The following is a 23,677-nucleotide window of genomic DNA, read 5'->3' as shown; positions in this document are numbered from 1 at the left end:
TCTCCTTACTTGGTCTTGGTGGCCTTCTTCGCCGCCGCCGGTGGTTTCGGCACCGCGAAGCCGATCTTCTTCGCATTGGCCGCATTGACCGCCGCGAAAGCCTCGGCCGCGATCACCGGGTCGAGCTTCCAGTTGGACAGCTCCACCTGGTGGCGCAGCAGCAACGGGTCGCCACGGAACACCGCGCGCAGCTTGCGCGGCAGCTTGTCGTCGGCGCCGATCCAGATCTGCATGAACATCTGGTCGCTGGCGATGGCGACCATCTCGGTGGTGGTGCCGCCGACGACTTTCGACTGGCCGATATAGAAGGCCTTGGTGAGGCCCTCGGTGAGCGTCTTGAAGGGGTCGCTGCCGACGATGTCGGCAAAGGGGAAGTAGATCGCGGCATTGTCGAAGGCCTGCTTGAGCATGGCGTCGATGGTGGGCGGGGCTGGCGCCACGGCCACCAGGTTCTCAGCCGGCGCGAAGGCGCTGAGGGTCTTGCCGTCGTAGTAGTACTCCGCGGGCGGTCCGTCACCCAAGGTGACGACGCGCAGCCTGTCGGGGCGCTGCAGCAACACTTCGGAAGTGGTTCCGTAGGCCAGCGCGGGGCCGACGCTGCTCGGGCTCTCGTAGGTGGCGACGGCCGTGAACGACATCGAATTGGCGGTCGCCAGAGCACCGCCCATCGCGCGCAGGAGGTCGATCGCCTTGGCTTCGAGTTCGGGCTGGGCTGACTTGGCGGCGGATCTGGCGGGCTTGGTGGGTGGAGGTTGCTGTGCATTTGCCTCCGCCATCAGCGACAGGCCCAGCGCGACCAGCAATGTGCAGGCGCAGCGTTGGAGTTGGATCATTGCTGATTTCCTTCTTCGACATTGATGGACACAGGCCCGGATCGCGGGCGCATCGATCTGCTCGCTGGACGGGCACTGGGCCTTGCGGTTCGTTTCCGTGCTGAGGATAGTGACAATGGCGTCGACGCACACCTTCCCTTTCGGGAAGTAGCCGGCGAGTCACCAGCCCACGTTTCTCGGCGGCGCAGTAAGCTCGCACGTTCGAGACAGAACTGCCGCTCAGAGCCGAGTTCGTGGCTTGCCGAAACTGGGGAACGCTGTGCTTGGCCGCGATCAACTTGCGTAGATCAGGCCCGATTTTGCTGAATGGAGGACCGTGAAGTTGAGAAAATCACCCGATTGCCGAGCCCGGTTCCACGATCGTGGCCGACGCGATGGCGCCTGCGCCGGTCTGCGTTTCAGGCTGTCGGTTGGGCTGGAACTCGCCGCAGCATGAAAGCGAGCGAACCTACCGTCCACATTGTCGACGACGACGTGTCGTTTCTCACCGCCACGTCCCGATTGCTGCTCGTGAGTGGTTTCACCGTGAAGACCTTCCCGTCCGCGAGTGAATTTCTTGCGCAGTGCGACAGCAACGCGCGGGGTTGCGTGGTGGCGGATTTGCAGATGCCCGGATTGAATGGGCTCGATCTGCAATCGGCGCTCGCGCTGACGCGCAACCCGCTGCCGCTGCTCTTTCTTACCGGCCACGGCGACATTGCTTCGACGGTGCGCGCGATGCGCGGCGGTGCGGAGGACTTTCTGGAAAAGCGAGCCCCCAAGGAAGAACTGCTCGACGCGGTACGGCGCGCCCTGGCGCGAGACGGGCATGAGCGCCAGGCGAGGGCACGCCAACGCGAACTGGAGGAGCGCTTCAGCGCACTGTCGGTGCGAGAGTTCGAGGTACTCTCCCACGTTCTGCGGGGCCGGCTCAACAAGCAGATTGCCGGCGATCTGGGAATCAACGAACGCACCGTGAAACTGCACCGCACGGCGATCATGATGAAACTGGAGGTAGGGTCCGTCGCGGCGCTTACACGACTGTCGCAGGAGGCAGGTGTATTGACGGCGGCCGCGCCGACCTTCCCTAAGGGGCAGTAGACAAAGGGTTCGGAGGCGCCCAAAGTGCACGTGGACCTCCGATGAGCACCATCATCCCCATCTATGTCGCTGTCGTCGATGACGACGAGAGCCTTTGCCGATCTCTTGGCAGGCTGCTGCGTGCGTCGGGCATGCAGCCGATCACCTATGGCTCGGCAGAAGCGTTCCTCGCTGACACGAAGCAGCCCCGGTTCGACTGCCTCGTTCTCGATGTCCAGCTCGGGGGGATGTCGGGAATCGAACTGGCCCAGCGCCTGGTTGCGGAAGGCGGACACGCGCCGTTCATCTTCATCACCGCGCACGACGACCGGGAAATGCGCGCTGCGGCGCAAGCCGTCGGTTGTGCCGCCTACTTTCGCAAGAACGATACCGGGGCCGATGTTCTCGAGGCCATCCGCCGAGCGGCTGGCTGAGCAGCTTGGGCATCTGCCATCGACATTGCGCGCGTATCTGTGGGCGGCGCGCTAGAAGCTGACTGCCAGGCCGACCGGGAATCCCGAGACCTTGTGACCGAAGATGTGGCGCAGCACGAGACGCGTGCGGGTGATGAAGAGGTCGTGCGCGCTCGAGCGATTTCGAGGGTGGTGACATCGGCTCGGACGGTGGTGTGCTACTACTTCGGCGCGTGGACGAATGCATTGGCCTGAGCCGAGCAGCCGCAGCGGTACTCAGCGATCCACGCGATCCGACGCGCATCAAGCACAGTCTTCGCGACCTGCTTGCGCAGCGCATCTCCGATGCGAACTGAATGCTCCGAATGGTCTCGTCGAGATGAGGTAGCGAGAGGCTCCGAGCAATGACGTCGAGGTTCTCAGGCGTGAGATCGCTCTCGGTCTTAAAGCGTAGATTGAGATTGGGGTAACTCATGGCCGTTCGCGATTTCTTCAGAGAGGATCGTAGCTTTCCTCTTTCTGGGGCTGGGCCGTCAGCTTGATCCACATCAGCCGCCGTCGCCGGCTCGGCGTCGATGATGAAGGGGTCTCAGACCCAGACCCGGGAGCCCCCATGAACGCCATCGCTACGCCCACCTCGCCTGCCGGACCGGCGCCCGTATCCTTCGTCAAGCGCGCTGGACTCGTTGCCGCGTTCGCGGCGCTGATTGCGATCGTCTGGATGCCTTCGGCCCAGGGGTTGCCACAGGCCGGGCAGGTGATGCTCGGCATCCTCGCTTTCGCCGTGATCGTCTGGATGACCGAGGCGCTCGATTATGCGGTGAGCGCGGTGGTGATCGGCGCGCTGATGATCTTCCTGCTGGCCTACGCGCCCGATGCGGCCAGGCCGGACGGCGCCGACATGGGGACCGCCGCCGCGCTGGGCCTGGCGCTGTCGGGCTTCGCCAGCAGCGCCGTCGCGCTGGTGGCGGCGGCCTGTTTCATCGCCGCGGCCATGACCGCGACCGGGCTCGACCGGCGGATCGCGCTGATGGTGCTGTCGAAGGTCGATGCGCGCACCAAGCACATCGTGATCGGGGCCATGGCGGTTGGCTTTCTGCTTTCCTTCATCGTGCCCAGCACCACGGCGCGCGTGGCCTGCCTGATGCCGATCATGATGGGCTTCATCCTCGCATTCAAGGTCGACAAGCGCAGCCGCTTCGCGGCGCTGCTGGTGATCACCGCGGCACAGACCGCCAGCGTCTGGAACATCGGCATCAAGACCGCGGCGGCGCAGAACATGGTGGCGACCGGCTTCATCGAGAAGCAGTTCGGGGTCAACATCACCTGGACCGAATGGTTCGTCGCCGGCGCGCCCTTCTCGGCGCTGCTCAGCGTCGCGCTCTACTTCATCATGACCCGGATGCTGAAGCCCGAGATGGCCGAGATCCAGGGCGGCAGGACCACCATCCGCCTGCAGCTCGACGCGATCGGTCCGATGACCGGGCGCGAATGGAAGCTGCTCATGCTGGTGCTTGCGCTGCTGGGCTTCTGGTCGACCGAGAAGGTGCTGCACGACTTCGACACCTCGTCGACCACCATCGCCGCGATCGCGCTGATGCTGCTGCCGCGCGTGGGCGTGATGGACTGGAAGGAATCGCAGCGCGCATTCCCGTGGGGCACGGTGCTGCTGTTCGCCGTGGGCATCAGCGTCGGCACGGCACTGCTCAAGACCCACGCCGCCGACTGGCTGGCGAACCTGATCGTGCATCACCTGGGCCTGCAGCAGGCCGGCGCCTTCGTGATCCTGATGCTGCTGTCGATGTTCCTGATCGTGATCCACCTCGGCTTCGCCAGCGCCACGGCACTGGCGTCGACCATGATCCCGATCGTCATCAGCGTGCTCACGGCCGTGCAGACGCCGGGCCTCAATGTGGTCGGAATGACGATGCTGCTGCAGTTCGTGGTGAGCTTCGGCTTCATCCTGCCGGTGAACGCACCGCAGAACATGATCGCCTACGGCACCGACACCTTCGAGGCGCGCGACTTCGTGCGCACCGGGCTGGCGATCACGGCGGCGGCCACCGTGCTGCTGCTCGTGTTCGCGCTCACCTACTGGCCGTGGATGGGGTACATGGCATCGGGTGGGTGAATCGGCGCGCGGCCGCCGGCCGTTGCTTTCCCGGTCACTGTTGCGCGAGATCAAGGGCGCGCCGCGCACATGGCGATCCAATGGAATCGATTGACGAAAGGGCCTTGCCATGAAGAAGATGAAAGCCGCGATCTTTGTTGAAAAGGGTCGCATCGTTCTCGATGAGAAGCCGATCCCCGACGTCGGGCCGCTGGATGCGCTGGTGCGCGTCACCACCACGACGATTTGCGGCACCGATGTCCATATCCTGAAGGGCGAATACCCGGTCGAGCGCGGCCTGACCATCGGCCACGAACCGGTGGGCGTGATCGACAAGCTGGGTTCGGCGGTCACCGGGTTCCGGGAGGGCCAGCGCGTGATCGCCGGCGCCATCACGCCCAGTGGCCACAGCTACGCCTGCCTCTGCGGCTGCGGCTCGCAGGATGGGCCGGGGACGAAGCACGGCTTCAAGGCCATGGGCGGCTGGAAGTTCGGCAACACCATCGACGGCTGCCAGGCCGAGTACGTGCTGGTCAAGGATGCGATGGCCAACCTCAGCCCGATCCCCGACAGCCTCACGGACGAGCAGGTGCTGATGTGTCCGGACATCATGTCCACGGGCTTCTCGGGTGCCGAAAGCGGCAAGGTCAGGATCGGCGACACGGTCGTGGTCTTCGCGCTGGGGCCGATCGGCCTGTGCGCGGTCGCCGGCGCCAAGCTGATGGGCGCGACCACGATCATCGGCGTCGACACGGTGCGCGAGCGGCTCGACGTCGCCCGCGCGCTCGGCGCCGACCACGTCGTCGACTTCAGGCAGGGCGACCCGGTCGAGCAGATCATGGCGCTGACCGACGGGCGAGGCGCCGATGTCGCGATCGAGGCGCTCGGCACGCAGGGCACCTTCGAGTCCTCGTTGAGGGTGCTGCGGCCGGGCGGCACGCTGTCGAGCCTGGGCGTCTATTCGAGCGACCTGCGGATTCCGCTCGGTGCCTTCTCCGCCGGCCTCGGCGACCTGAAGATCGTCAGCACGCTGTGTCCCGGCGGCAAGGAGCGCATGCGCCGCTTGATGGACGTGGTCGGCTCGGGCCGGGTCGACCTCAAGCCGCTGGTGACGCACCGCTTCAAGCTCGACGACATCGAGGCCGCCTACGAACTGTTCGCCAACCAGCGCGATGGGGTGCTCAAGGTGGCGATCACGCCCTGAGCGGGTGCTCAGCCGGCGCGTGTCTGCTCGTGATGCGCCGCCAGGTGGGCGCGGTCGTCGAGCGTCGAGAAGACCACCGCGAAGGCGATGCCGACCAGCGCGCCGAGGATCGTGTCCAGGACGCGCGCCATCGGCATCCCGTCGGTGGCGTGCGGCACCGCGAGCGAGGTCATGAGCAGCGCCATCGGCGTGACGCAGACCAGGCCGAACACATAGTTGAAGCCGATCACCAGTTCGGTTGCGAACTGAAGCAGGACCACGGCCAGCAGCACCCACCAGAAAGAGGGATGGTTCACCAGGAACACCCACGCCAGCGCGGCGCCGATGACGGTGCCGACGGTGCGCTGCACTGCGCGGTGCATGGTGACGTGCAGGCGGCCGCCTTGCATCACGGCCGTCGCGCCGATTGCCGCCCATGCCGGATGGGCCCAGCCGGCGGCCAGCGCCAGCAGTGCCGCACTCGCCGCGCAGAGCGCGATGCGCGCGCCTGCGATCCACAGGTGCAATGCGGGTCGAGGGCTGTCGCCGGCGCCAGGCAACGGGGCGCCGGAACGCAGCCGGTCGGTCGAACGGCAGATCCCCCAGGCGACGACGGCGCCGGCCGCCGTGAAGGCGGTGCGCTCGACCACCGTTCGCCACGAGTCCACGGGGTCGACCGCGGCGCAGGCCGCGAAGACGAAGATGACCGCGCCGGGGCCGCCGAGCCGCCAGCGGTTCACCAGGACGCTCAGCAGACCGGCGAGCAGCGCCAGGCACAGCAGCATCGTCGCCGGCGCCGCGCCTGTCTTCGAGACCACGGACAGCACGCCGACCGGCGCCGTCAGCAGCAGGCCCGCCAGCAGGACGATCGGCATGCGCCGCCGCGCCGGCGCGAAGCGGCCGAAGAGGGCGGCCAGGGCGCCCAGCGCGGAATAGCCCTCGAGCTGCGCCCACGGCGACAGATGGGTGGCCGCGACCGCGATCAGCACCGCCAGCGAGGTCTGCATGCCAGCCACCGCGGCGTTGCGCAGCGAGGGCGGGGCGGCGACCGCGAAACTCTCGCGGATGCGGGCCGGTGCGAGCATGCGGCGGATGGAGGCGCGGCGCGTCCGGTCTGGCGCGGCGCTCATTCTGGCCCCCACGCTCGGCACTTCGTGTCCTCGCTGCCCCCCGAGGGGGCGCGAGCTTGCTTGGGGCGGCCCGGCGCGGCGCTCATAAGGCAACCTTCGCGCAGCAGCGCTTCGGTATTCGCCTTGGGAGCGGCCCGGCGGCTCATGTGGTTCTCTCGGCCATGGCGGCGATCCGGGCCTCGATGCGCTCGAAGGCCTGCAGCATCGCGGCTGCAGCCTCGTCGTCGACGTCGGCCAGCAGTTCGGAGTCGATGGCCTGCAGCCGCTTGCGGATCGACGCCACGGTGCGGCGGCCGGCCGGGGTCAGGTGCACCCGCTTCACGCGGCGGTCTTCCGGGTGGGGGCGGCGTTCGATCAACGCCTGTTCGACCAGGATGTCCAGCAGCCGGACCAGGCTGGAGCCGTCGAGCCCGACCGCGGCGGCGAGTTCGCTCTGCGAGATGCCGCTGCCCAGTTCGTGCAGGTGCATCAGGGGTGCCCAGGTGGCGTCGCTCAGCCCGGCGGAAGACAGCCGGGCGTCGAGCGCCTGGCGCCAGCGGCGGGCCAGGCCGACCAGGCGGATGCCGATGCGCTGCTGAAGTTCCGATGTTTCGTTCGTCACCAGAATGATTTTATCACAATCGTTTGAATCCAAACGAAGTGAGGGAACGCGAAGCGTCCTTGCCGCTTTCTAGAAGGACAGCAAGGTTCGCCCGATTGAACAAAGTCAGCCTTTCGATGGAATAAAGTCTGCCCAGATCCTGACCGCGGAGAGGTCGCGCGGCGCGTAGCTAGCCACACCTGCAGGATTGCGCCAGCCGTGGACAGAGAGCGAAGTTCTACTGGTTCGAAAGGGAAAAATTCCGGCTATGCGACCCATGCTGTTGGCGCCGACCTCCGATTGAGCCACCGCGCCGACCGTGCCCCGCGCCACCGCTAACCGCGCTGGGGAACATTGCCCAAGGGCGTGGCGAAGCTCAGTTCGTGGCCATCCGGATCGGTGATGTGGAAGTAGCGCTCGCCCCAGGTGGCGTCGCGCGGCTCCGCCTCCGGCGCCAAGCCCTGGGCGACGGCGCGCCGGTGAAAGGCATCGACGTCGGAAACGTGGAAGATCACGCGGCCCCACCAGGACCATGCCCGCTCGCTGCCCTCGGTGGTCAGGTTCAGGCGGGCGTTGCCGGCGTCAAGGCTGCTGAACCCCGCGGCGTCACCGCCATAGTGCAGGGCGAAGCCCAAGGCGCGGTAGAAACGCAGCGCACGCGCCATGTCGTGCGTGGCCAGCGTCACCGCGCTGATGCGATCGATGGTGATCGGGTGCTGCCCGGTGCGGTCGTCGAAGGGTGGGTCGCTCATGGTCGGCCAATCATGACAGTCCAAGCCAACAGATAAACCCATTTCTTACAGCCCGCCCGGCAGCAATGCGGCAAGTGCTTCGCGCATCCAGCGCGCGATCAACTGCTGGCGCTCGCGCGGCATGCGGTCCAGGGTCGACGCCACGCTGATCGCGGCCACGGGCTCGCCCTCGGTGCTGTGCACCGCCATGCCCACGGCCAGCACCCCGTCGGTGGCATGGTTGCCGATGACCGACCAGCCCCGCTCGCGCGTCGCGCGCACCAGCAGCGCCATGCGCTCGGGCGTCATGCCGCCGTAGCGCCCCAGGACGAGGGCATTGGCCGCGATGGCGGTGTTCACCTCGTCGTCCGGCAACGCCGACAACAGGGCCAGGCCCGCCGCGCCCACGCCCAGCGGCTGGCGCGTGCCCACCTGGATCACCAGGATCTGTACCGGATGCGTGCCTACATGGCGCGCGATACAGTGCGATGCGGGGCCTTCGCGCACGATGGCGAAAGCCGCATCGCCGCAGGCTGCGCTCACGCGTTCCAGCACCGGACGCAGGCGCATCGCCATGTTGGGCATGCCGGCGGATTGCGCCATGGCCGCCAGCCGTGGCCCCGCCACATAGCGAAAGCGCCCGCGCTGCGCGGCGTAGCCGCTCTCCACCAGCGTGGCCAGCAGGCGGTAGACCGTAGCGCGCTCCAGCCCCGCCGCGCGGCACAGATCCACCACGCGCAGGCCTTCGCGGCCACTGCCCAGCACGGCGTCCAGCAACTGCAGGCCGCGCCGCAGCGTGCGGCTGCCGGGGTCGTCGCCGGGGTCGTCGCCGGGCTCGACGCCGGGTGCGCGCGCGGCTGCGGCACGGGCTGAAACGTCCGGCTGGCGGACGTTTGTATTCGCGGTTCGGGAAGGCATGCGAAAAAATTTCTCGGTCAACGGAGCCATCGCGCAGTGTGCCGCAGCACGGCAAGACGCGGCCCGCGACAGGCATTGCATACCCAAACGGAGACAAGAAGTGACCTCGTATTCCGCACCCCGCCGGCATGGGCTGGCGTTCGCCGCCGCCCTCGCCTGCAGCGCCGCGCTGCCCCTGCAGGCGCAGCCCGCCGCCTGGCCATCCAAGCCCGTGAAGCTCGTGGTCGGCTATGCGGCCGGCGGCGCCACGGACGTGATCGCGCGCCTCGTCGCCATCAAGCTGGGCGAGCAGCTCGGCCAGCCCTTGCTGGTGGACAACCGCACGGGCGCCAACAGCAACGTGGGCGCCGAGTACGTGGCCCGTGCGCCCGCCGACGGCTACACGCTCTACGTTTACACCATCGCAAACACCATCAACGCCTCGCTCTACGGCAGGCTCGGCTACGACCCCGTCAAGGACTTCGAGCCGATCGGCCTGATCGCCAAGATTCCCAACATCCTCGTGGTGAACCCGTCGCTGCCCGTGAAGAGCGTGGCCGACTACGTGCGCTTCGCCAAGGAGTCCAGGGAGGGCATCACCTTTGCGTCGTCCGGCAGCGGCTCGTCCATCCACCTGTCGGGCGAGATGTTCAAGATGCAGGCCAAGCTCAATATGCTGCACGTGCCCTACCGCGGCAGCGCGCCCGCGGTCACCGACCTGCTGGGCGGCCAGGTGCAGTCGATGTTCGACAACACGCCATCGGCCCTGCCGCACGTGCAGGGCGGGCGCCTGCGCGCCATCGCGATCACCAGCGCCCGGCGTTCGCCGCTGCTGCCCGACGTACCCACGCTGGCCGAGTCGGGCTATCCGGGCTTCGACGTGCAGTCGTGGTTCGGCCTGGCGGCCCCCGCCGGCACGCCGCGCCAGGTGATCGACCGCCTGAACGCCGCGCTCGGCAAGGTGCTGGCCGCGCCCGACGTGCGCCAGCGCCTGCAGGACCTGGCCGCCACCCCCGAACCCGGCACGCCCGAGCAGATGCGCAGCTTCGCCGCGGCCGAGATCAAGCGCTGGCGCGCAGTGGTGAAAGAGTCCGGCGCCAAGGCCGAGTGACGACGACAAGAGAGCCCGTACAGGAGCACACCGACCCATGTTTCCCATCGACTTCTTCTGGCGTGCCGCGGCGCGCTGGCCCGACAACATTGCGATCGACGCCCCCGAGGGCACCATCCGCTACGAGGCGCTGGCCGCCCAGGTGGCGGCGCTGGCGGCCGCGCTCGTCGCCCTCGACCCCGCGCCGCAAAGCCGCGTGGCCATCTGCGCGAAGAACAGCGCGGAGCACATCGCCGCGCTGCTCGCGGTGCTGGCCTGCGGCAAGGTCTGGGTGCCGCTGAATCCGCAGAGCACGCAGCCGGAGATCCGCCGCATCGTCGATGCGACCGAACCTTCGATCCTCGTGCTGGACGGTGCCTGCGCCGAACTGCTCGACGGTGCGCCCGGCACACGCATCCGCACCGGCACGGCGCCGCAGGAGGAAGCCACCATCGCAGCCCTGGTTGCCCGGCATGCCGGCGCACCGCGTCCTTCCTTCGCGTTGCCGCTGGACGCCACGCAGGCGATCAAGTTCACCGGCGGCACCACCGGCGCGCCCAAGGGCGTGATGCAGCCGTACCGCGCATGGCTCGCCAACATCGCCAACCAGATCCACGCCTGGGGCTTCGACGCGCATGAGCGCTACGTCGTGGCGGCGCCGATCACGCACGGCACCTCGACCTACGTGCTGCCCATCCTGGCGCAGGGTGGCTGCCACGTGGTGCTGCCCGCAGCCGGCGCCGAGGCCGTGCGCGCGGCCTTCCGCGAGCGCGGCGGCACGGCATGCTTCATGCCTCCCACGCTGGTCTACATGCTGATGGCGCTGCCGGGCGCGTCGCGTGACGATTTCCCGTGCCTGCGCCGGCTGATCTATGGCGGCGCACCGATGCCCTCCGAAAAGATCCGCGAGGTGCGCGAGTTCTTCGGCCCGGTGCTGGGCACCACGTATGGCCAGACCGAGGCGCCCCAGATCCTCACCGTGATGCGCCCCGAGGACTTCGAGGACGAGCGCAACTGGGCCGCCGTGGGCCGCACCGCCTGGTTCAGCGACGTGGCCATCATGGCGCCGGACGGCCGGCTGCTCCCCGCCGGCGACGTGGGCGAGGTGGTGGCGCGCGGCGACCTGTTGATGACCGGCTACTGGCGCCTGCCCGAGAAGACCGCCGAGACGCTGGTGGACAGCTGGCTGCACACCGGCGACCGGGGCCTGATCGACGAGCGCGGCTATCTCTACCTGAAGGACCGCCTGAAGGACATGGTCATCACGGGTGGCTTCAACGTGTACCCGGTGGACGTGGAGAACGCACTGGGCCAGCACCCCGCTGTACACGAGTGCGCGGTGTTCGGCATCCCCGACGACAAGTGGGGCGAGGCGGTGCAGGCCGCCGTGCAGCTGCGCCCGGACCGGCACGCCACCGAGGCCGAGCTGATCGCCTTCGTGCGCGAGCGCCTGGGCCCCGTGCAGACGCCTAAGCACATCCATTTTCACGAGTCCCTGCCGCGTTCACCCGTGGGCAAGGTGCTCAAGAGCGCCGTGCGCGAACTCGCCATGGCCCCCGCCGCCACTTCCTGAAAGAGACCACACGATGACTTCCACCTCCGCCACCCCCGTCACCCGCCTGTGCACCCACACGCTCACCAGCCTGCACTACCGCGATGCCGACCTGGTCGAAGACCTGCTCGGCAAGAAGACCTTCACCGAGGTGATGCTGATGCAGATCCTGAACCGCACGCCGCGCGGCGTGGACCTGCGCATCACCGACGCGGTGCTGGTCGTGCTGATGGAGCACGGCCTCACGCCCAGCGCCATTGCCACGCGCCTGATCTACATGAGCGCGCCCGAGAACCTGCAGGGCGCCGTCTCGGCCGGGCTACTGGCCGTGGGCAGTTCGTTCGTGGGCACCATGGAGAACTGCTCCGGCCTGCTTGACCGCATCGACGCCGCCGCCGACCCCGATGCCGAGGCGATGGAGATCGCGCGCCGCTGCAAGGAGATCAAGAGCCCGGTGCCCGGCTTCGGCCACCACCTGCACAAGCCGGTGGATCCGCGCGCCTACAAGCTGCTCGACATGGCGCGCGCCGAGCCCGAACTGGCCGGCGACAAGGTGCGGGCGCTGGAGCGCCTGTCCGCCGCGGTCGACGCCGTGGCCGGGCGCCCCATCACCATCAACGCGACCGGCGCGGTGGCCGCACTGCTCGGCGAAATCGGCGTGCCCACCGGGGTGATGCGCGGCTTCGCCGTCATCTCGCGCGCTGCGGGGCTGGTCGCGCACCTCGTCGAGGAGCAGCAAGTTCCCTCGGGCCGCTTCATCTGGGACACCATCGAGCATGCGATTCCGTTCGTCGGCGCGACCGGGAAGGATGACGCATGAGCTTCACCCCTCCCGCGCCGCCACTGGACCTGTCGCCGCGTGTGCGTGGCAGACCGCGACGCCGGGTTCTTGCACGCTCAGGCCACCCGGACTTCGATGCGCCGCGGCTGCGCGTGCTCCGCCTTGGGTATGCGCAGCTTCAGCACGCCCTGTGCAAGCTCTGCCGAGATCTTCTCGGTGTCCAGTTCCTTGCTCAGGGTGAAGACTCGGCGGAAGCGCCCGAGGCCGACCTCCGTGTGGCTGGACTGCAGCCCTTCGGGCAGTTCCAGATCGACTTCGCCCTCGATCGTCAGCGAGTCGGCTTCCACATGCAGATGCAGCTTGTCGCGTGGCACGCCCGGCAGGTCCGCGTACAGCGTGATGCCGGCACTGTCCTCGATCACGTCCACCGGCGGGGTCAGCGCGGGTTCGTCGTAGCGCCGTTCGCTCTTTCGTTCCAGGCCGGTCCCGGGTTGGGGCTCGCGTTTCTGAATGTCGTTCATCTCTTTTCTCCCGTTCGCTTCATTGGATGGTGATGCGACGCGGCACCGCGGAGGCGCGCCGCTTGACCGTGATGTGCAGCACGCCGTCGCGCACCTTGGCATCGACCGCGTCGGGATCGGCATCGTCGGGCAGGGTCAGCAGGCGGCGGAAGGCGCCTTCGAAGCGCTCGTTGACGTGCAGCGTTTCCTTGGCGCCGGGCTCGGGCCGGTTGCTCTTGCGCTCGCCGGAAATGGTGAGCAGGCCGCGATCGATCTGGACGTCGAGCGTTGCGGGGTCGAGACCCGGCGCAAAGGCGTAGATCTCGACCGTCTGCGGCGTGCCGCCGACGTTCAGCGCCGGAAAGCTGCCGTGGCCGAAGCCTCGGATGGTGGGGGAGAGATCGAAGGCCTGCTGCATCTCGCGCTGCAGGCGATCCATCTCGGCGAACATGTCGCGCGGGAACAAGGATCGAACCATGGCGAAAACCTCCATTTGGGTTGAACGGAGCGCCGGAGGCGTCTCCAGCGCTTCCAACTCCCAAGTAGGCGTGGCGGCCGAAAGTTCAAGAGGCATCCTGCCGATGGATGGCGCGATCGCGCCATCGGGACGTGAAGAAGCCCGCGCGAGGCGGGCTTCTTCGTGAATGTGGCCGTGGGCACTTACGCGACCCACGTTACGGCAAATGTTCACTTGCGGAAGTCACCTGTCGTTTTTCTCGTCGTGGTGGCTTCGACGCGCCGGCGTGAGATGCGGCTTGCCTGCGCAGGCAACCGAAAGAGGCCAGGGCATTTCGGGGGAGGGCGAATTATACCCGGGTCGAAGGATGCGCGCCGCAAAGACTTCGGGATTACACCTAGTCCATTCGAAGGGCTTGTAACCAAAAGTGTTATTAGTCATAATGCCTTACATGCAATCCACCCGCTCCCCCCAACTGCAGTGGTCCTCCAAGGGACTGCTTGGCATTCTTCGTGCGACCCGGGCGGCCCGGGCGCCGCGCCCTGAGCGGACGGTCAATGACCCGCCGGAGCCGTTGAGCGTCGAGGAGCTGAGCGAGGTCGCGAAGAACTGGCGCAGCCGCGCCGGTGAGGACGAGGGCCGTGCCGACACGGTCGCCCAGGCGCTCGAATCGGTGGTGGAACGTCGCCGGGCCGCGGCGACCCGCAGCCGGGCCCGCGTCGTCGGCGAGCGGATTTCGCAGTTCATGCGGATCTAGATCAGGTACCGGGAGGACGACCCGAGCAGGGTCAACGGCGCGCACTCGGCCGTGCCTGAGCGTGAACTGGTGGCACGACAACGCCCCGTTCGACGTAAGTGGTGCGCGCGTTGGCGGAGCCCCCGGAGAATTAAGAGTTTCGCCTCACTGCAGATTCCCCCGCAGCTGCCGATATCCACTTGCAACCCGATTCACTGAACGCCGATCCGTCGTGCATTCCTCGGGTTGTGCGGGGAGGCGCCTGCCACCTCGCCGAACCCTGCAACGAGGAAGCGAAAGATGCGCCGCAGATCACGAGTGGAATTGCCATGGGGCGCGACGGCCATGCTGGCCGTCGCCATGTCCTTGTCGGCCTGTGGCGGCGGTGGTGGTGGTGGTGGTGGTGGTGGCGGCGGCGGTGCCGTGGCAGTGCCCGCGGCAGCAGCTGCGCCACCCGCGGAAGTGAAGCCGCCGGACGCGGCGATCACGACCTCGTGCAGTTCCTGCAGTGCGTTCGAGGTCAGCACCTATTCGGGCTCGGGCACCGTCGTCTGGCAGGGTATCAACAAGTCCCAGGTCTCGGCGGATGTTCCGTTGTCCGTCGCCGGCCTCGACGGCCAGACCGTGACGCTCGTGCTGACCAACGAGAGCACCACCGACCAGGCAATGGCCGGCATCGTGCTGCGCTCCAATGTCGATCGCAGCATCGTGTCCCGCAAGGCGATGTTGACGGACGCCGGGACCCGCATCGACAGCGTCGAGGCACAGAAGCGCGCGATCGGCGAATTCAATCGTTCGGGCTTCGGACTGCTGATCGATCCGCAATCGAAGACGCAGCCCGCGCTCTCCAAGTCGATGGCGCCATCGGCGGCCTATGCCGTCGATGACCAGCGCCAGATCTACCTCTACGACCATTCGCAGCGGACGGTGAAGCTGGCGGTCCAGCGGGCCGCCAGCGACGGCACCATGGTCAACCTGTGGGTCGAGGCCGGTGAACTGGGCCCGTTGCGGATCAGCGCCGAACTCGCCAACCGCATGGAAGACAAGTTCGCCGCGCCCGGCGGGATCTACGACATGCTGGTGCGCACCGGCGGCCCATTGTGGGGCGACCACGACTTCAGCCAGATGGTGGCGGGCAGCGGCCAGCCCGTGGACATCTTCTTCGTCAATTTCGAACCCAATGGCAAGCCCTATGGCCTCATCGGCTACTTCTGGGGCCTGAACAACTTCAGCAAGGGCAGCGGCGATTTGAGCTACAGCAACGAATCGCTGAGCCTCTACTTCGACTCCGAATCGCTCTACCTGGACGGGGAAGCCGGCGTGAAGCAGATCGCGACCGCGATGGCCCACGAGGGCCTGCACATGCAGAACTTCTATCGCCGCGGCGTGAAGATGGGCTCGCAGTACACCTACGACACCTGGCTGGAGGAAATGTCGGCGCTGATGATGGAGGACTGGGCCAGCTTCAACATCGACCCCAGCCACAACGCCATTCGCGACACGCGCTTTCCGAACTATCTGGCCTACAACGGCTCGGGCAGCTACAACTGCACGCTCTCCGAGTGGACGCCGATGGGGGCGAGCTGCGAGAGCTATGCGTTGACCGGCTCGTTCGGCGGCTTCCTGAACCGGCAGTTCGGCCTCGACTTCTACAAGTCGCTGCTGAACAGCACGGGGATCGAGGACTCGACCGCGATCCTGGACAACGCCATCAAGTCGAAGCGGCCGAACTCCAGCCTGGGGCAGGAACTGCGCCGCTTCTCGGCCACCGCCGCCGGCGTGATCCCCCTGGGTGCGGGCATTGCCGAGTACAGCATGCCGGCCCGCAGTGAAGGCGGCTTCAGCCTGCCCGCGATCGACCCCTCGAGCCTGGGCCGCAGCAACCGCGCGCTGCCGCAGGCGGTGCCGGACATGCTGCACAAGCTGGGCAGCTTCCCGGTGGCGCGTCCCGGCCTGAAGGGCACCTATACCGAGACCGTCCGCGTGCCCGCGGGGACCACCCTCTCGGTGGTCGTGAACTGAATGCCGGAAGAAGGCAGGGCCCGTCAGGAGCCCAGCAGATTGCGCCGTACGTGGAGCAGATGGTCCCGCGTGTGGGCCGTCGCGCGCGGCAGGTCGCGGTCGGCCAGCGGCCCGTCGTGATCGAGAACAAGGCTATCGGCAAGGTCGAATAGCCCCTCATTTGCCCTTCGCCGCCGCCACCATCGCACAGGTGTTGCCCGGCTCCACCGAGCGGAACTTCTCGACCACCATCTGCTCGCGTGCCGGTCCTTCCATCGCCTCGCGCACTTCGAGTCGGCCATCGAAGTTGACCAGCAGCGGCGCTGCGGGTTCCTTGCGCCATTCGAGGTAGCTGCGCTGCAAGGCGACGGCGTCGGCGGGCCACAGACTACTACGCCGGCCGCGGGCCGGGTCCGTCCCGCCCCGGTGGGTCGCGGCTGCCGGGTCGGCAATGACCCGGCAGGCGTCCCTGCAGCGCGGTCACTCCCAATCAAATCAAGCACTTGCGCGCAGGCGTCGATTGGCACGCGATTCGCAATGACAGTGCATGACTTTGCCTGGAGACTGCATTGCTCGACGGGTCGGCGGAAAGCAGAACGCGGCGCGCTGCCGAGGCCATCGAGGCCTACCTCGCGCGCTGGCCGCAGGCTGCCGACACGGAAGAGGGCATTGCGCAATGGTGGCTGCCGCGCATGGGCGTCGAGCTGCCGTTGCCCGATGTGCGATCGGCGCTCGAGCGCTTGGTGCGCCAGCGCGTGATGATGTGCACCAGCCTGCCCGAAGGCAGCGTGATCTACCGGGCCGCGCCGGCGGGTCCGTGAGGCCGCGCGGGATGCGTCGGAACGAGCGCTGACGAAGATGGCCAACATCCAGGCGATCCACTCGGTAGGCGCTTCGATTGCGACCTTCCTGCGCAACACCTATCCGGCGAGCGTGGGTGCGCAGGCGATGCCGGCCTGCGATTTCGCGCTGGTGTCGTCGGGTGAACTGGCCGGCACCATCGAGGACACGACACGCATCACGCTCTACCTCTACCGCGTGACGGTGAACGAGCACAACCGCCAGCAGCGCCCCGGTCTGATGTCGCCGCAGCAGCAGGCGCCGCTGGGGCTGGACCTGCACTTCCTGCTCACCGCATGGGCCGGTACGGCGCAGGACGAACTGCTGCCTTTCACGTGGGCGCTGCGCCAGTTGTATCTGCACCCGATCCTCGATGCGTCGTCGCTGTCGCCCGAGGGCGCGTGGAGCGCGGAGGAGGTGATCCAGATCATTCCTTCGGAGTTGCCGGTGGAAGACATGATGCGCATCTGGGATGCGCTCGCGCCGCCGTACCGGCTCTCGGTGTCGTATGTGGCGCGGCTGGTGCGCATCGATCCCGACCTGGTCCTCGAAGCGGGGCCGGTGGTGGCGACGCGCTTCGGCTATGGCACGGTGCGGCCGGCGGGAGCCGGGCCATGACCCTTGTCATCCGCGAACTCGAACACATCGACACGCGCGTGCTCGGCGCGCTGCGCTGCGTCGACGCGAGCACGCGCGCGGCGGTCGATGCGCCGCTGCAGGTCAGCGTCGATGGCGCGCGCGTGCGGCGCAATCGCAGCGGGTTCTACGTGATCACGCAAGCCGATCTGCTGGCCGCGCACGAGGCTGCCTTCGACGCGCCGCCCGCCGCACCCGCGATCGGCTCGGTCGCGCTGAGCGCATCGCTGCGAGACCTTTCCGGCAGCTACCTGCCGCGCATCGCCGCGCTGGCGCTGCCGCGCGACCCGGCGCCGGATCATGCGGATCAAGCGACGTCGTTGTTCCGCCCGATCGAGGTCGAGATGTATCCCGCGAGCAGTGCGCCGGTGGGCGTCAACTGGGCGGTGCTGCGCGTCAGCGTTCGAGAAAGCGCCAGCGGCGACGCGCTCGGCGGCGCGCTGCTCGTCGTCCGCAGCAGCGCCGGCGTGGTCGCGCGCGGCCTGAGCGACTGGCGCGGCGAGGCGCTGGTGCCGGTGCCCGGCGTGCCCGCCACGACGTGGTCCGACGAGGCCGAGGCGGTCGTCGTCGACGAGACCGCCGTGACGCTCGAACTCGTCTACGACCCGGCCACGGGCCTGCGCACCCACGCCGATGCCGTGCGCGCCGGGCGTGCGCCGGCCGTGCTGCCGCTGGTCGATCCGGACCAGCTCGAGGCCCATCGCGCCACGCTGCCGAACGCCACGCTCGACCTGCGGATCGCCTCCGGGCGTTCGCAGTCCGTTTCCCTCGCGCTCGCATTGCCATGAAGGCCCAGCGAGTCACTCGTCGTCCAGCACCCGCAACCTTCATGCAAAGGAGATAGGCCATGCCCGAATACCTGGCACCCGGCGTCTACGTCGAAGAAACCAGCTTCCGCGCCAAGTCGATCGAAGGGGTCGGCACCAGCACCACCGCCTTCATCGGGCCGACGCGGCGCGGACCGCTCGGCGGCGTGCCGGAGCTGGTCACGAGCCTGCCCGATTTCGAGCGCATCTACGGCAGCCTCGAGAACCTGGCGCTCGGCGACGTAGGCGATGCCGCGCGGCGACTCAACTTCGTCGCCCACGCGGCGCGGGCCTACTTCGACAACGGCGGCTCGCGGCTCTACGTGGTGCGCACGCTCAACTCGGCAGCGGTGGCCAGTGGCTCGCTGCTGGCCGGCGGCTCGGACGCCGAGAACGCCTCGATTCGCGCGCGCTTCGCGGGCGCGGCCTACAACGGCCGTGTGCTGTTCCGCGAAGCGGCGCGTTCCGCCACGGTGCGAACGCTGGGCACCGCGCCCGCGGGCAGCCTGCTGAGCATCCGGGTCGGCGACACCGAGACGCTCTACACCGGGAGCGGCGCCACCTGGCTCGACAGCGGCAACACGGCGCTGTCGCTCACCGGCCTCGCCGCCGGGGACACGCCCGGCGGCGCCGGTTCGGTCGCCAACCTGGTGACGCTGGCGGTCGACGTGATCGACGCCGATGGCTACGCGCAGTCGTGGGACGAGCTCGGCTACGCGCCCGCGCATCCGCGCTGGCTCGGCACGGTGCTGGCGCAGAACCCGGCGAACCGGGCCGACGCGCTGGCCAACCTGGTGGCGGCGCAGATCGGCAACGGCGTCAGCGCCTTCGAACTGGCGGCCGCGGTGCGGGCGCTGCCGGCGGTGGTCGGCGACACCGACGGCCGCCGCCTGCTGGTGATGGCCGGCGGCACCGACGGCAACGCGCCGATCACCGGGGCCGAAGGCACGCCCGGCAGCTATGCCGACGGCCTGGCGACCCTGTCGGGGCTGGAGGACGTGTCGATCGTGGCGGCGCCGGGCGGCAGTGCGTACGCCGATGCGCAGGCGATCCAGGGCGCGCTGATCGGCCACGCCGAGCGGCGCCGCGCCTACCGCATCGCGGTGCTCGACTGCGAGCCGAGCCAGACGCCCGGCGGCATGCGCATCGCGCGCGGCCGCATCGACTCGCGCTACGCCGCGCTCTACTACCCGTGGGTGATCGTCTCGAACCCGCTGGCCCGGCCGGGCCGCGACGACATCCCGCGCGAGATCGCCTTGCCGCCCTCGGGCTTCGTGGCCGGCATCTATGCGCGCAACGACACCCAGCGCGGCGTCTACAAGGCGCCGGCCAACGAGGTCGTGACCGGCGCGCTGCGCTTCGAGAGCGACATCAACTTCGCGCAACAGGAACTGCTGAACCCGATCGGCGTCAACTGCCTGCGCTATCTGTCGGGCCGCGGCTATCGCGTCTGGGGAGCCCGGCTGGCCTCGAGCGACCCGGAATGGAAGTACGTCTCCGACCGGCGCTACTTCAACTACCTCGAAGCCTCGATCGATCGCGGCACGCAGTGGGCGGTGTTCGAGCCCAACGGCGAGCGGCTGTGGGCCAACGTGCGGCAGACCATTTCGGACTATCTCTACAACGAGTGGCGGGGCGGGGCGCTGCTCGGCACCACCACCGAGGAGGCCTACTTCGTGCGCTGCGACCGCACGACCATGACGCAGAACGACCTCGACAACGGGCGGCTGATCTGCCTGATCGGCGTGGCGATCATCAAGCCGGCCGAGTTCGTCATCTTCCGCATCGGCCAGAAGACGGCTGACGCCCGGCAATGAAGCATCGCCGGCACGAAGCGAAAGAGCTGACGGCATCCGCATTGAATCGCACCGAAAGGAATCACCATGGCCAATCGCACCACGCCCTACGGCGCCTTCAACTTCGTCGTCAACTTCGACGGCGGCGAGACTTTCGGCGGCTTCTCGGATGTCTCGGGCATCGGCACCGAGCTCACGATCGCCGAGTACCGCAACGGCAACGACAAGGAGAACCATGTGCGCAAGGTCGGCGGCGTGCACAAGGTCTCGGACGTCACGCTGAAGCGCGGCATCGTCAATTCGATCTCGCTGTTCCAGTGGATCAAGGACTCGCGCACCAAGGGTCCGGATGCCAAGAAGAGCATCACCATCTTGCTGCTCGACGAGTCGCAGAAGCCGGTGCAGTCGTGGGTGCTGCGCGGCGTGCTGCCGATGAAGTACACCGGCCCGACCCTGGCGGCCAAGGGCGGCGGCGACGTCGCGATGGAAGAACTCGTGCTGTCCTCCGAAGCGCTCGAGATGGAAGCCTGAGCCCCCTGCGCTTCATTGCCACGCCATGAGCCTGCTGTTCGAAACCGCCGCCCCGCCGGTCGTGCCCGACCTGCGCCGCGCCGACGTCGCCTGCTTCGTCGGCCATGTGGCGCGCCGGGCCGGCACGCCGCTGCCGGACGCGGTGCGCGACCAGTTGCGCGAGGGCGGCTGGATCGACGGCCTCTGGGCCCGGCCGCCGGAGCAGGTCGAGTCGCTGCTGAACCTGCCGGTGGTGATCGACAGCTGGGCGCGCTTCGATGCGCTGTTCGCCTGGGAGGCCCGGCCGCTGCGCGCGGACCCGGTCGACACCGACACCGGCATCGCGGTCTGCGCCACCTACCTGGGCGCCGCGGTGCGCAGTTTCTTCGCCCGCGGCGGGCGGCGAGCGATCGTGGTCCGGGTCGGCGACCCCTGGCCCTTCATCGAGACGCTGACCGACCCGGCCGCGGCGCGGCGCGAGCGGCTGCGCCGCATGGTTCCCGATTTCGCCGACCGCACGAACCCGGCCCGCTTGTTCGTGCCTTCCGAGCCGTCGACCTGGCAGGGCATCCATCATGTCTACGGCCTGCGCGAGCTGAGCCTGCTGCTGCTGCCCGACCTGGCCGACGCCTGCTGCACCAGCGATCCGCCGCCGCGCACCGCGCTGCCGCCGCCCGCGGTGCCGACCGGCTTCGTCGAGTGCAGCGACAACGATGCGCCGCCCGACGACAGCACGCTGCGCCGGCTGCCGGCGCCGCGGCTCGACAGCGACGGCTACCTGGCCTGGCAGCTCGCGCTGATCGCGGTGCGCGCCTTCCTGGCCCGGCACCAGCGCGAGCTGATGCTGCTTGCCGCGCTGCCGCTGCCGCAGCCCGAGACCCGGCGCGTCAGCGGCGACGGCCAGGTGCATGCGCAGGCCGAGATGGGCGCCTACCTGCGGCGCATCGGCGTGCTGTCCGTCGCGGCGATTCCGTCCGACCAGGACCCGGGCGCGTCGAGCGCCTTCGTGCAGCTGGCCTGGCCCTGGCTGCGCACGCGGGCGGCCGTCGACCTGCCCGAAGGGCTGGAGTCGCCCGATGGCGTGCTGGCCGGGCTGGTGGCCGCCGGTGCGAGCCTGCGCGGCTGCTTCCGTTCGGTGGCCGGCGATTTCTCGGTGCCGCGGCTGCGCGACGTGGTCGAGGCCGAGCCGCGGCCTTCGTGGGGCCTCGGCGACGACAGCCCCGATGCGCAGCTGGCGCGCCACGTCTGCCTGTTCGCGCAGCAGCCCGAGGGCTGGGCGCTGCAGTCGGACGTCACGCTGTCGTCGCAGGAGGCCTGGCGCTTCGGTGGCAGCTCGCGCCTCATGGGCACCATCCTGCGCGCCGCGCGTGCAGCCGGCGACAGCCTGGCCTTCGACCTCAACGGCCCGGCCACCTGGGCCCGGCTGCGGCGCAGCATCGACAACCTGCTGGCCGGCTTCTGGACCGAAGGGGCCTTCGCGGGAGCCACCATCGCCGATGCCTTCGCGGTGCGCTGCGACCGCACGACCATGACCCAGGCCGACCTCGATGCGGGCCGTTTGATCGTCGTGATCACGCTGCGGCCCGCGGCCTCGATCGAGCGCATCACGGTGGTGCTCGACCTCAACAACGCGAGCGGCGCCGCGGCGCTGCGGGAGGCCGCCTGATGCCCGACCAGGACCTGCCCGAGAACCTGCTGCAGCCGCTGCATGCGTTCCGCTTCCACGTGAGCTTCTCGAACGCGCAGGGCGGCGACGACGTGGCCGTCTGCAGCGGCGCCTTCGCCGAATGCACCGGCCTCGAGGCGACCATGGAGCCGAAAGTGATCAAGGCCGGCGGCCTCAACTACGGCGCGGCGCAGCGGCCCGGGCCGGTGAGCTTCGCCACCGTGGTGCTCAAGCGTGGCATGACGACCACGCGCGATGCCTTCACGTGGTTCCAGCTGGTGGCCGGCGGCGCCTATGCGTACCGGCTCTCGGCCGAGATCCAGATGCAGGACGCGGCCGGCGAGACGGTGGTCACCTGGAGCCTGGACAGGTGCATGCCGGTCAAGTTCAAGGCCTCGGACCTGAATGCCAAGGGCACCGACATCGGCGTCGAGGAACTGCACCTCGCGCACGAGGGCCTGCGCCTGATCGTCGACTAGGAAAGCAAGAAGCCATGGCCAGCCTGCCCGACGCCCCCACGGTCGAATCCGCCACCTTCGACGTGCTCGAGGGACCGGGCGCGGGCACCGGCGCGATCGCGGTGCAGTTCAACCCGGTCTCGCTCGAATACACGATCAGCAACGAGTTCGACGATCGAAACGGCAACAACGGCGCCCGCCAGTTCGTCAAGAAGAGCACCGCCAAGCTCGCGATGACGCTGGTCTACGACAGCAGCGACGACGGCAGCGACGTGCGGATCCAGACCGAGACCATCTCGCGCCTGATGGAGCCGGCCAAGGACGGCAAGAAGAAATTCGCGCCCAAGGTCGCGTTCGGCTGGGGCACCTACACCTTCAAGGGCGTGATCGAGCAGTACAAGGAAACGATCGACTTCTTCGCCGCCAGCGGCGTGCCGCTGCGCGCCAGCATCGCGCTGACGCTGGCCGCGCAGGAGGTCGAGTTCCAGAGCAGCAAGAACCCCGACGCCAGCGTCGACGGCAACCTGACGCCCGATCCGGTCGATGTGCCGCCGGGCGCCGCGCCGGCCTCGGTCGCCAATGCGCTCGGCGATCCGCGCGCGGCGCGCGCGATCGCCTCGGCCAACGGCGCGGCCAGCCTGCGCTTCGGTGCCGATGTCTCGCTGTCGGTCGGCGGCTCGGTGAGCATCGGCGCGCCGGTGGCGTTCTCGGCGGGGGCGGGGCTGTCGGTCGGCGGAGGTGCCTCCATCGGCGGCGGGCTGTCGCTCGGTGGCGGCGCCGGGCTCGGCATCGGCGCAACGGCCGGCGCCGCGTTCGCGGGGCTGCGCGTCGGCACCGCGGGCGCCAGCGCTTCGGTCGACACCGCCTCGCGTCGGCACCGCGGGCGCCAGCGCTTCGGTCGACACCGCCTCG

At 68.6% G+C, this 23,677-nt stretch carries 25 protein-coding genes and 1 pseudogene; 18 read left to right on the top strand and 8 right to left on the bottom strand.

All coding sequences use genetic code 11. The features are described from left to right. Nucleotides 1-5: 5 nt before the first annotated feature. On the bottom strand, nucleotides 6-833 hold the full coding sequence (locus AC1DYD_RS20405; RefSeq protein WP_478174575.1) for a DUF2092 domain-containing protein: 828 nt from the start codon (nucleotides 831-833) through the stop codon (nucleotides 6-8). Nucleotides 834-1,265: 432 nt separating this feature from the next. On the opposite strand from AC1DYD_RS20405, the gene AC1DYD_RS20400 reads away from it, so the two are divergent. From AC1DYD_RS20400 to AC1DYD_RS20380, 5 genes and pseudogenes are all read left to right on the top strand, one after another. Then, nucleotides 1,266-1,913, top strand: a complete 648-nt coding sequence (locus tag AC1DYD_RS20400) for a response regulator transcription factor (protein ID WP_478174574.1) — start codon at nucleotides 1,266-1,268, stop codon at nucleotides 1,911-1,913. A gap of 41 nt (nucleotides 1,914-1,954) precedes the next feature. Beyond that, the gene (locus AC1DYD_RS20395; protein WP_478174573.1) at nucleotides 1,955-2,326 is read left to right on the top strand and encodes a response regulator transcription factor; all 372 of its coding nucleotides are present in this window, start codon (nucleotides 1,955-1,957) and stop codon (nucleotides 2,324-2,326) included. A 167-nt stretch (nucleotides 2,327-2,493) separates the two neighbouring features. Next, nucleotides 2,494-2,661, top strand: a pseudogene (locus tag AC1DYD_RS20390) (transposase); the annotation flags it as partial. Between the two features lie 257 nt (nucleotides 2,662-2,918). Continuing rightward, a complete protein-coding gene (locus AC1DYD_RS20385) occupies nucleotides 2,919-4,436 on the top strand; it encodes an SLC13 family permease (RefSeq protein WP_478174572.1) in 1,518 nt (505 codons plus the stop codon). A gap of 109 nt (nucleotides 4,437-4,545) precedes the next feature. Further along, nucleotides 4,546-5,619, top strand: coding sequence for an NAD(P)-dependent alcohol dehydrogenase (locus tag AC1DYD_RS20380; RefSeq protein WP_478174571.1), 1,074 nt, complete (start codon nucleotides 4,546-4,548; stop codon nucleotides 5,617-5,619). A gap of 8 nt (nucleotides 5,620-5,627) precedes the next feature. Here the strand turns inward: AC1DYD_RS20380 and AC1DYD_RS20375 are convergent, their stop codons facing one another. The 4 genes from AC1DYD_RS20375 to AC1DYD_RS20360 all read right to left on the bottom strand — a co-directional run bounded on the left by AC1DYD_RS20375 (nucleotide 5,628) and on the right by AC1DYD_RS20360 (nucleotide 8,957). Next, complete coding sequence (locus AC1DYD_RS20375; protein WP_478174570.1) at nucleotides 5,628-6,728, bottom strand: FUSC family protein; 1,101 nt, start codon at nucleotides 6,726-6,728, stop codon at nucleotides 5,628-5,630. 142 nt (nucleotides 6,729-6,870) lie between these two features. Next, nucleotides 6,871-7,329: a MarR family winged helix-turn-helix transcriptional regulator gene (locus AC1DYD_RS20370; protein ID WP_478174569.1), complete on the bottom strand. Its 459-nt coding sequence runs from the start codon at nucleotides 7,327-7,329 to the stop codon at nucleotides 6,871-6,873. 314 nt (nucleotides 7,330-7,643) lie between these two features. After that, nucleotides 7,644-8,060: a VOC family protein gene (locus tag AC1DYD_RS20365; RefSeq protein ID WP_478174568.1), complete on the bottom strand. Its 417-nt coding sequence runs from the start codon at nucleotides 8,058-8,060 to the stop codon at nucleotides 7,644-7,646. A 45-nt stretch (nucleotides 8,061-8,105) separates the two neighbouring features. After that, a complete protein-coding gene (locus AC1DYD_RS20360; RefSeq protein WP_478174567.1) occupies nucleotides 8,106-8,957 on the bottom strand; it encodes an IclR family transcriptional regulator in 852 nt (283 codons plus the stop codon). Between the two features lie 100 nt (nucleotides 8,958-9,057). On the opposite strand from AC1DYD_RS20360, the gene AC1DYD_RS20355 reads away from it, so the two are divergent. Genes AC1DYD_RS20355 through AC1DYD_RS20345 form a run of 3 tightly spaced genes read left to right on the top strand, consistent with a single transcriptional unit; the run spans nucleotide 9,058 to nucleotide 12,398 of the window. Then, entirely contained in the window at nucleotides 9,058-10,047 is a 990-nt protein-coding gene (locus tag AC1DYD_RS20355) for a tripartite tricarboxylate transporter substrate binding protein (protein WP_478174566.1), read from the top strand. Between the two features lie 37 nt (nucleotides 10,048-10,084). Continuing rightward, nucleotides 10,085-11,599, top strand: a complete 1,515-nt coding sequence (locus tag AC1DYD_RS20350; RefSeq protein ID WP_478174565.1) for a class I adenylate-forming enzyme family protein — start codon at nucleotides 10,085-10,087, stop codon at nucleotides 11,597-11,599. A 13-nt stretch (nucleotides 11,600-11,612) separates the two neighbouring features. Next, nucleotides 11,613-12,398, top strand: a complete 786-nt coding sequence (locus AC1DYD_RS20345; protein ID WP_478174564.1) for a citryl-CoA lyase — start codon at nucleotides 11,613-11,615, stop codon at nucleotides 12,396-12,398. A 77-nt stretch (nucleotides 12,399-12,475) separates the two neighbouring features. On the opposite strand, the gene AC1DYD_RS20340 is transcribed toward AC1DYD_RS20345, so the two are convergent. Next, entirely contained in the window at nucleotides 12,476-12,880 is a 405-nt protein-coding gene (locus tag AC1DYD_RS20340) for an Hsp20/alpha crystallin family protein (protein ID WP_478174563.1), read from the bottom strand. 19 nt (nucleotides 12,881-12,899) lie between these two features. Then, the gene (locus tag AC1DYD_RS20335; RefSeq protein WP_478174562.1) at nucleotides 12,900-13,337 is read right to left on the bottom strand and encodes an Hsp20/alpha crystallin family protein; all 438 of its coding nucleotides are present in this window, start codon (nucleotides 13,335-13,337) and stop codon (nucleotides 12,900-12,902) included. Nucleotides 13,338-13,767: 430 nt separating this feature from the next. Between AC1DYD_RS20335 and AC1DYD_RS20330 the strand changes: the two genes are divergently transcribed. Both AC1DYD_RS20330 and AC1DYD_RS20325 read left to right on the top strand, forming a co-directional pair. Beyond that, nucleotides 13,768-14,073, top strand: a complete 306-nt coding sequence (locus AC1DYD_RS20330) for a hypothetical protein (RefSeq protein ID WP_478174561.1) — start codon at nucleotides 13,768-13,770, stop codon at nucleotides 14,071-14,073. Nucleotides 14,074-14,370: 297 nt separating this feature from the next. After that, nucleotides 14,371-16,074: a M30 family zinc metallopeptidase gene (locus AC1DYD_RS20325; RefSeq protein WP_478174560.1), complete on the top strand. Its 1,704-nt coding sequence runs from the start codon at nucleotides 14,371-14,373 to the stop codon at nucleotides 16,072-16,074. 156 nt (nucleotides 16,075-16,230) lie between these two features. Here the strand turns inward: AC1DYD_RS20325 and AC1DYD_RS20320 are convergent, their stop codons facing one another. After that, a complete protein-coding gene (locus tag AC1DYD_RS20320) occupies nucleotides 16,231-16,506 on the bottom strand; it encodes a hypothetical protein (RefSeq protein ID WP_478174670.1) in 276 nt (91 codons plus the stop codon). A gap of 116 nt (nucleotides 16,507-16,622) precedes the next feature. On the opposite strand from AC1DYD_RS20320, the gene AC1DYD_RS20315 reads away from it, so the two are divergent. The 8 genes from AC1DYD_RS20315 to AC1DYD_RS20280 form a co-directional block, all read left to right on the top strand. After that, complete coding sequence (locus tag AC1DYD_RS20315; RefSeq protein ID WP_478174559.1) at nucleotides 16,623-16,874, top strand: hypothetical protein; 252 nt, start codon at nucleotides 16,623-16,625, stop codon at nucleotides 16,872-16,874. 37 nt (nucleotides 16,875-16,911) lie between these two features. Beyond that, nucleotides 16,912-17,511: a Pvc16 family protein gene (locus AC1DYD_RS20310; RefSeq protein WP_478174558.1), complete on the top strand. Its 600-nt coding sequence runs from the start codon at nucleotides 16,912-16,914 to the stop codon at nucleotides 17,509-17,511. Then, nucleotides 17,508-18,317 carry a hypothetical protein gene (locus AC1DYD_RS20305; protein WP_478174557.1) on the top strand — a complete coding sequence of 270 codons (810 nt, stop codon included), beginning with the start codon at nucleotides 17,508-17,510 and terminating at the stop codon, nucleotides 18,315-18,317. Before AC1DYD_RS20310 ends, AC1DYD_RS20305 begins: the two co-directional genes overlap by 4 nt. Before the next feature lie 59 nt (nucleotides 18,318-18,376). Continuing rightward, nucleotides 18,377-20,152: a phage tail sheath family protein gene (locus AC1DYD_RS20300; RefSeq protein ID WP_478174556.1), complete on the top strand. Its 1,776-nt coding sequence runs from the start codon at nucleotides 18,377-18,379 to the stop codon at nucleotides 20,150-20,152. 66 nt (nucleotides 20,153-20,218) lie between these two features. After that, nucleotides 20,219-20,662 carry a phage tail protein gene (locus AC1DYD_RS20295; RefSeq protein WP_286373904.1) on the top strand — a complete coding sequence of 148 codons (444 nt, stop codon included), beginning with the start codon at nucleotides 20,219-20,221 and terminating at the stop codon, nucleotides 20,660-20,662. Between the two features lie 25 nt (nucleotides 20,663-20,687). Then, a complete protein-coding gene (locus AC1DYD_RS20290; RefSeq protein WP_478174555.1) occupies nucleotides 20,688-22,307 on the top strand; it encodes a phage tail protein in 1,620 nt (539 codons plus the stop codon). After that, nucleotides 22,307-22,786 carry a phage tail protein gene (locus AC1DYD_RS20285; RefSeq protein WP_478174554.1) on the top strand — a complete coding sequence of 160 codons (480 nt, stop codon included), beginning with the start codon at nucleotides 22,307-22,309 and terminating at the stop codon, nucleotides 22,784-22,786. The genes AC1DYD_RS20290 and AC1DYD_RS20285 overlap by 1 nt, the downstream gene beginning before the upstream one ends. Nucleotides 22,787-22,800: 14 nt before the next feature. Then, nucleotides 22,801-23,677, top strand: an 877-nt coding sequence (locus AC1DYD_RS20280) for a CIS tube protein (protein ID WP_478174553.1), incomplete at its 3' end; no start/stop codon positions are given.

The organism is Variovorax sp. P4_B11, from assembly GCF_056402355.1.
The sequence above is the reverse complement of the archived record's forward strand: the minus strand, read 5'-3'. Positions and strand labels throughout refer to the sequence as shown.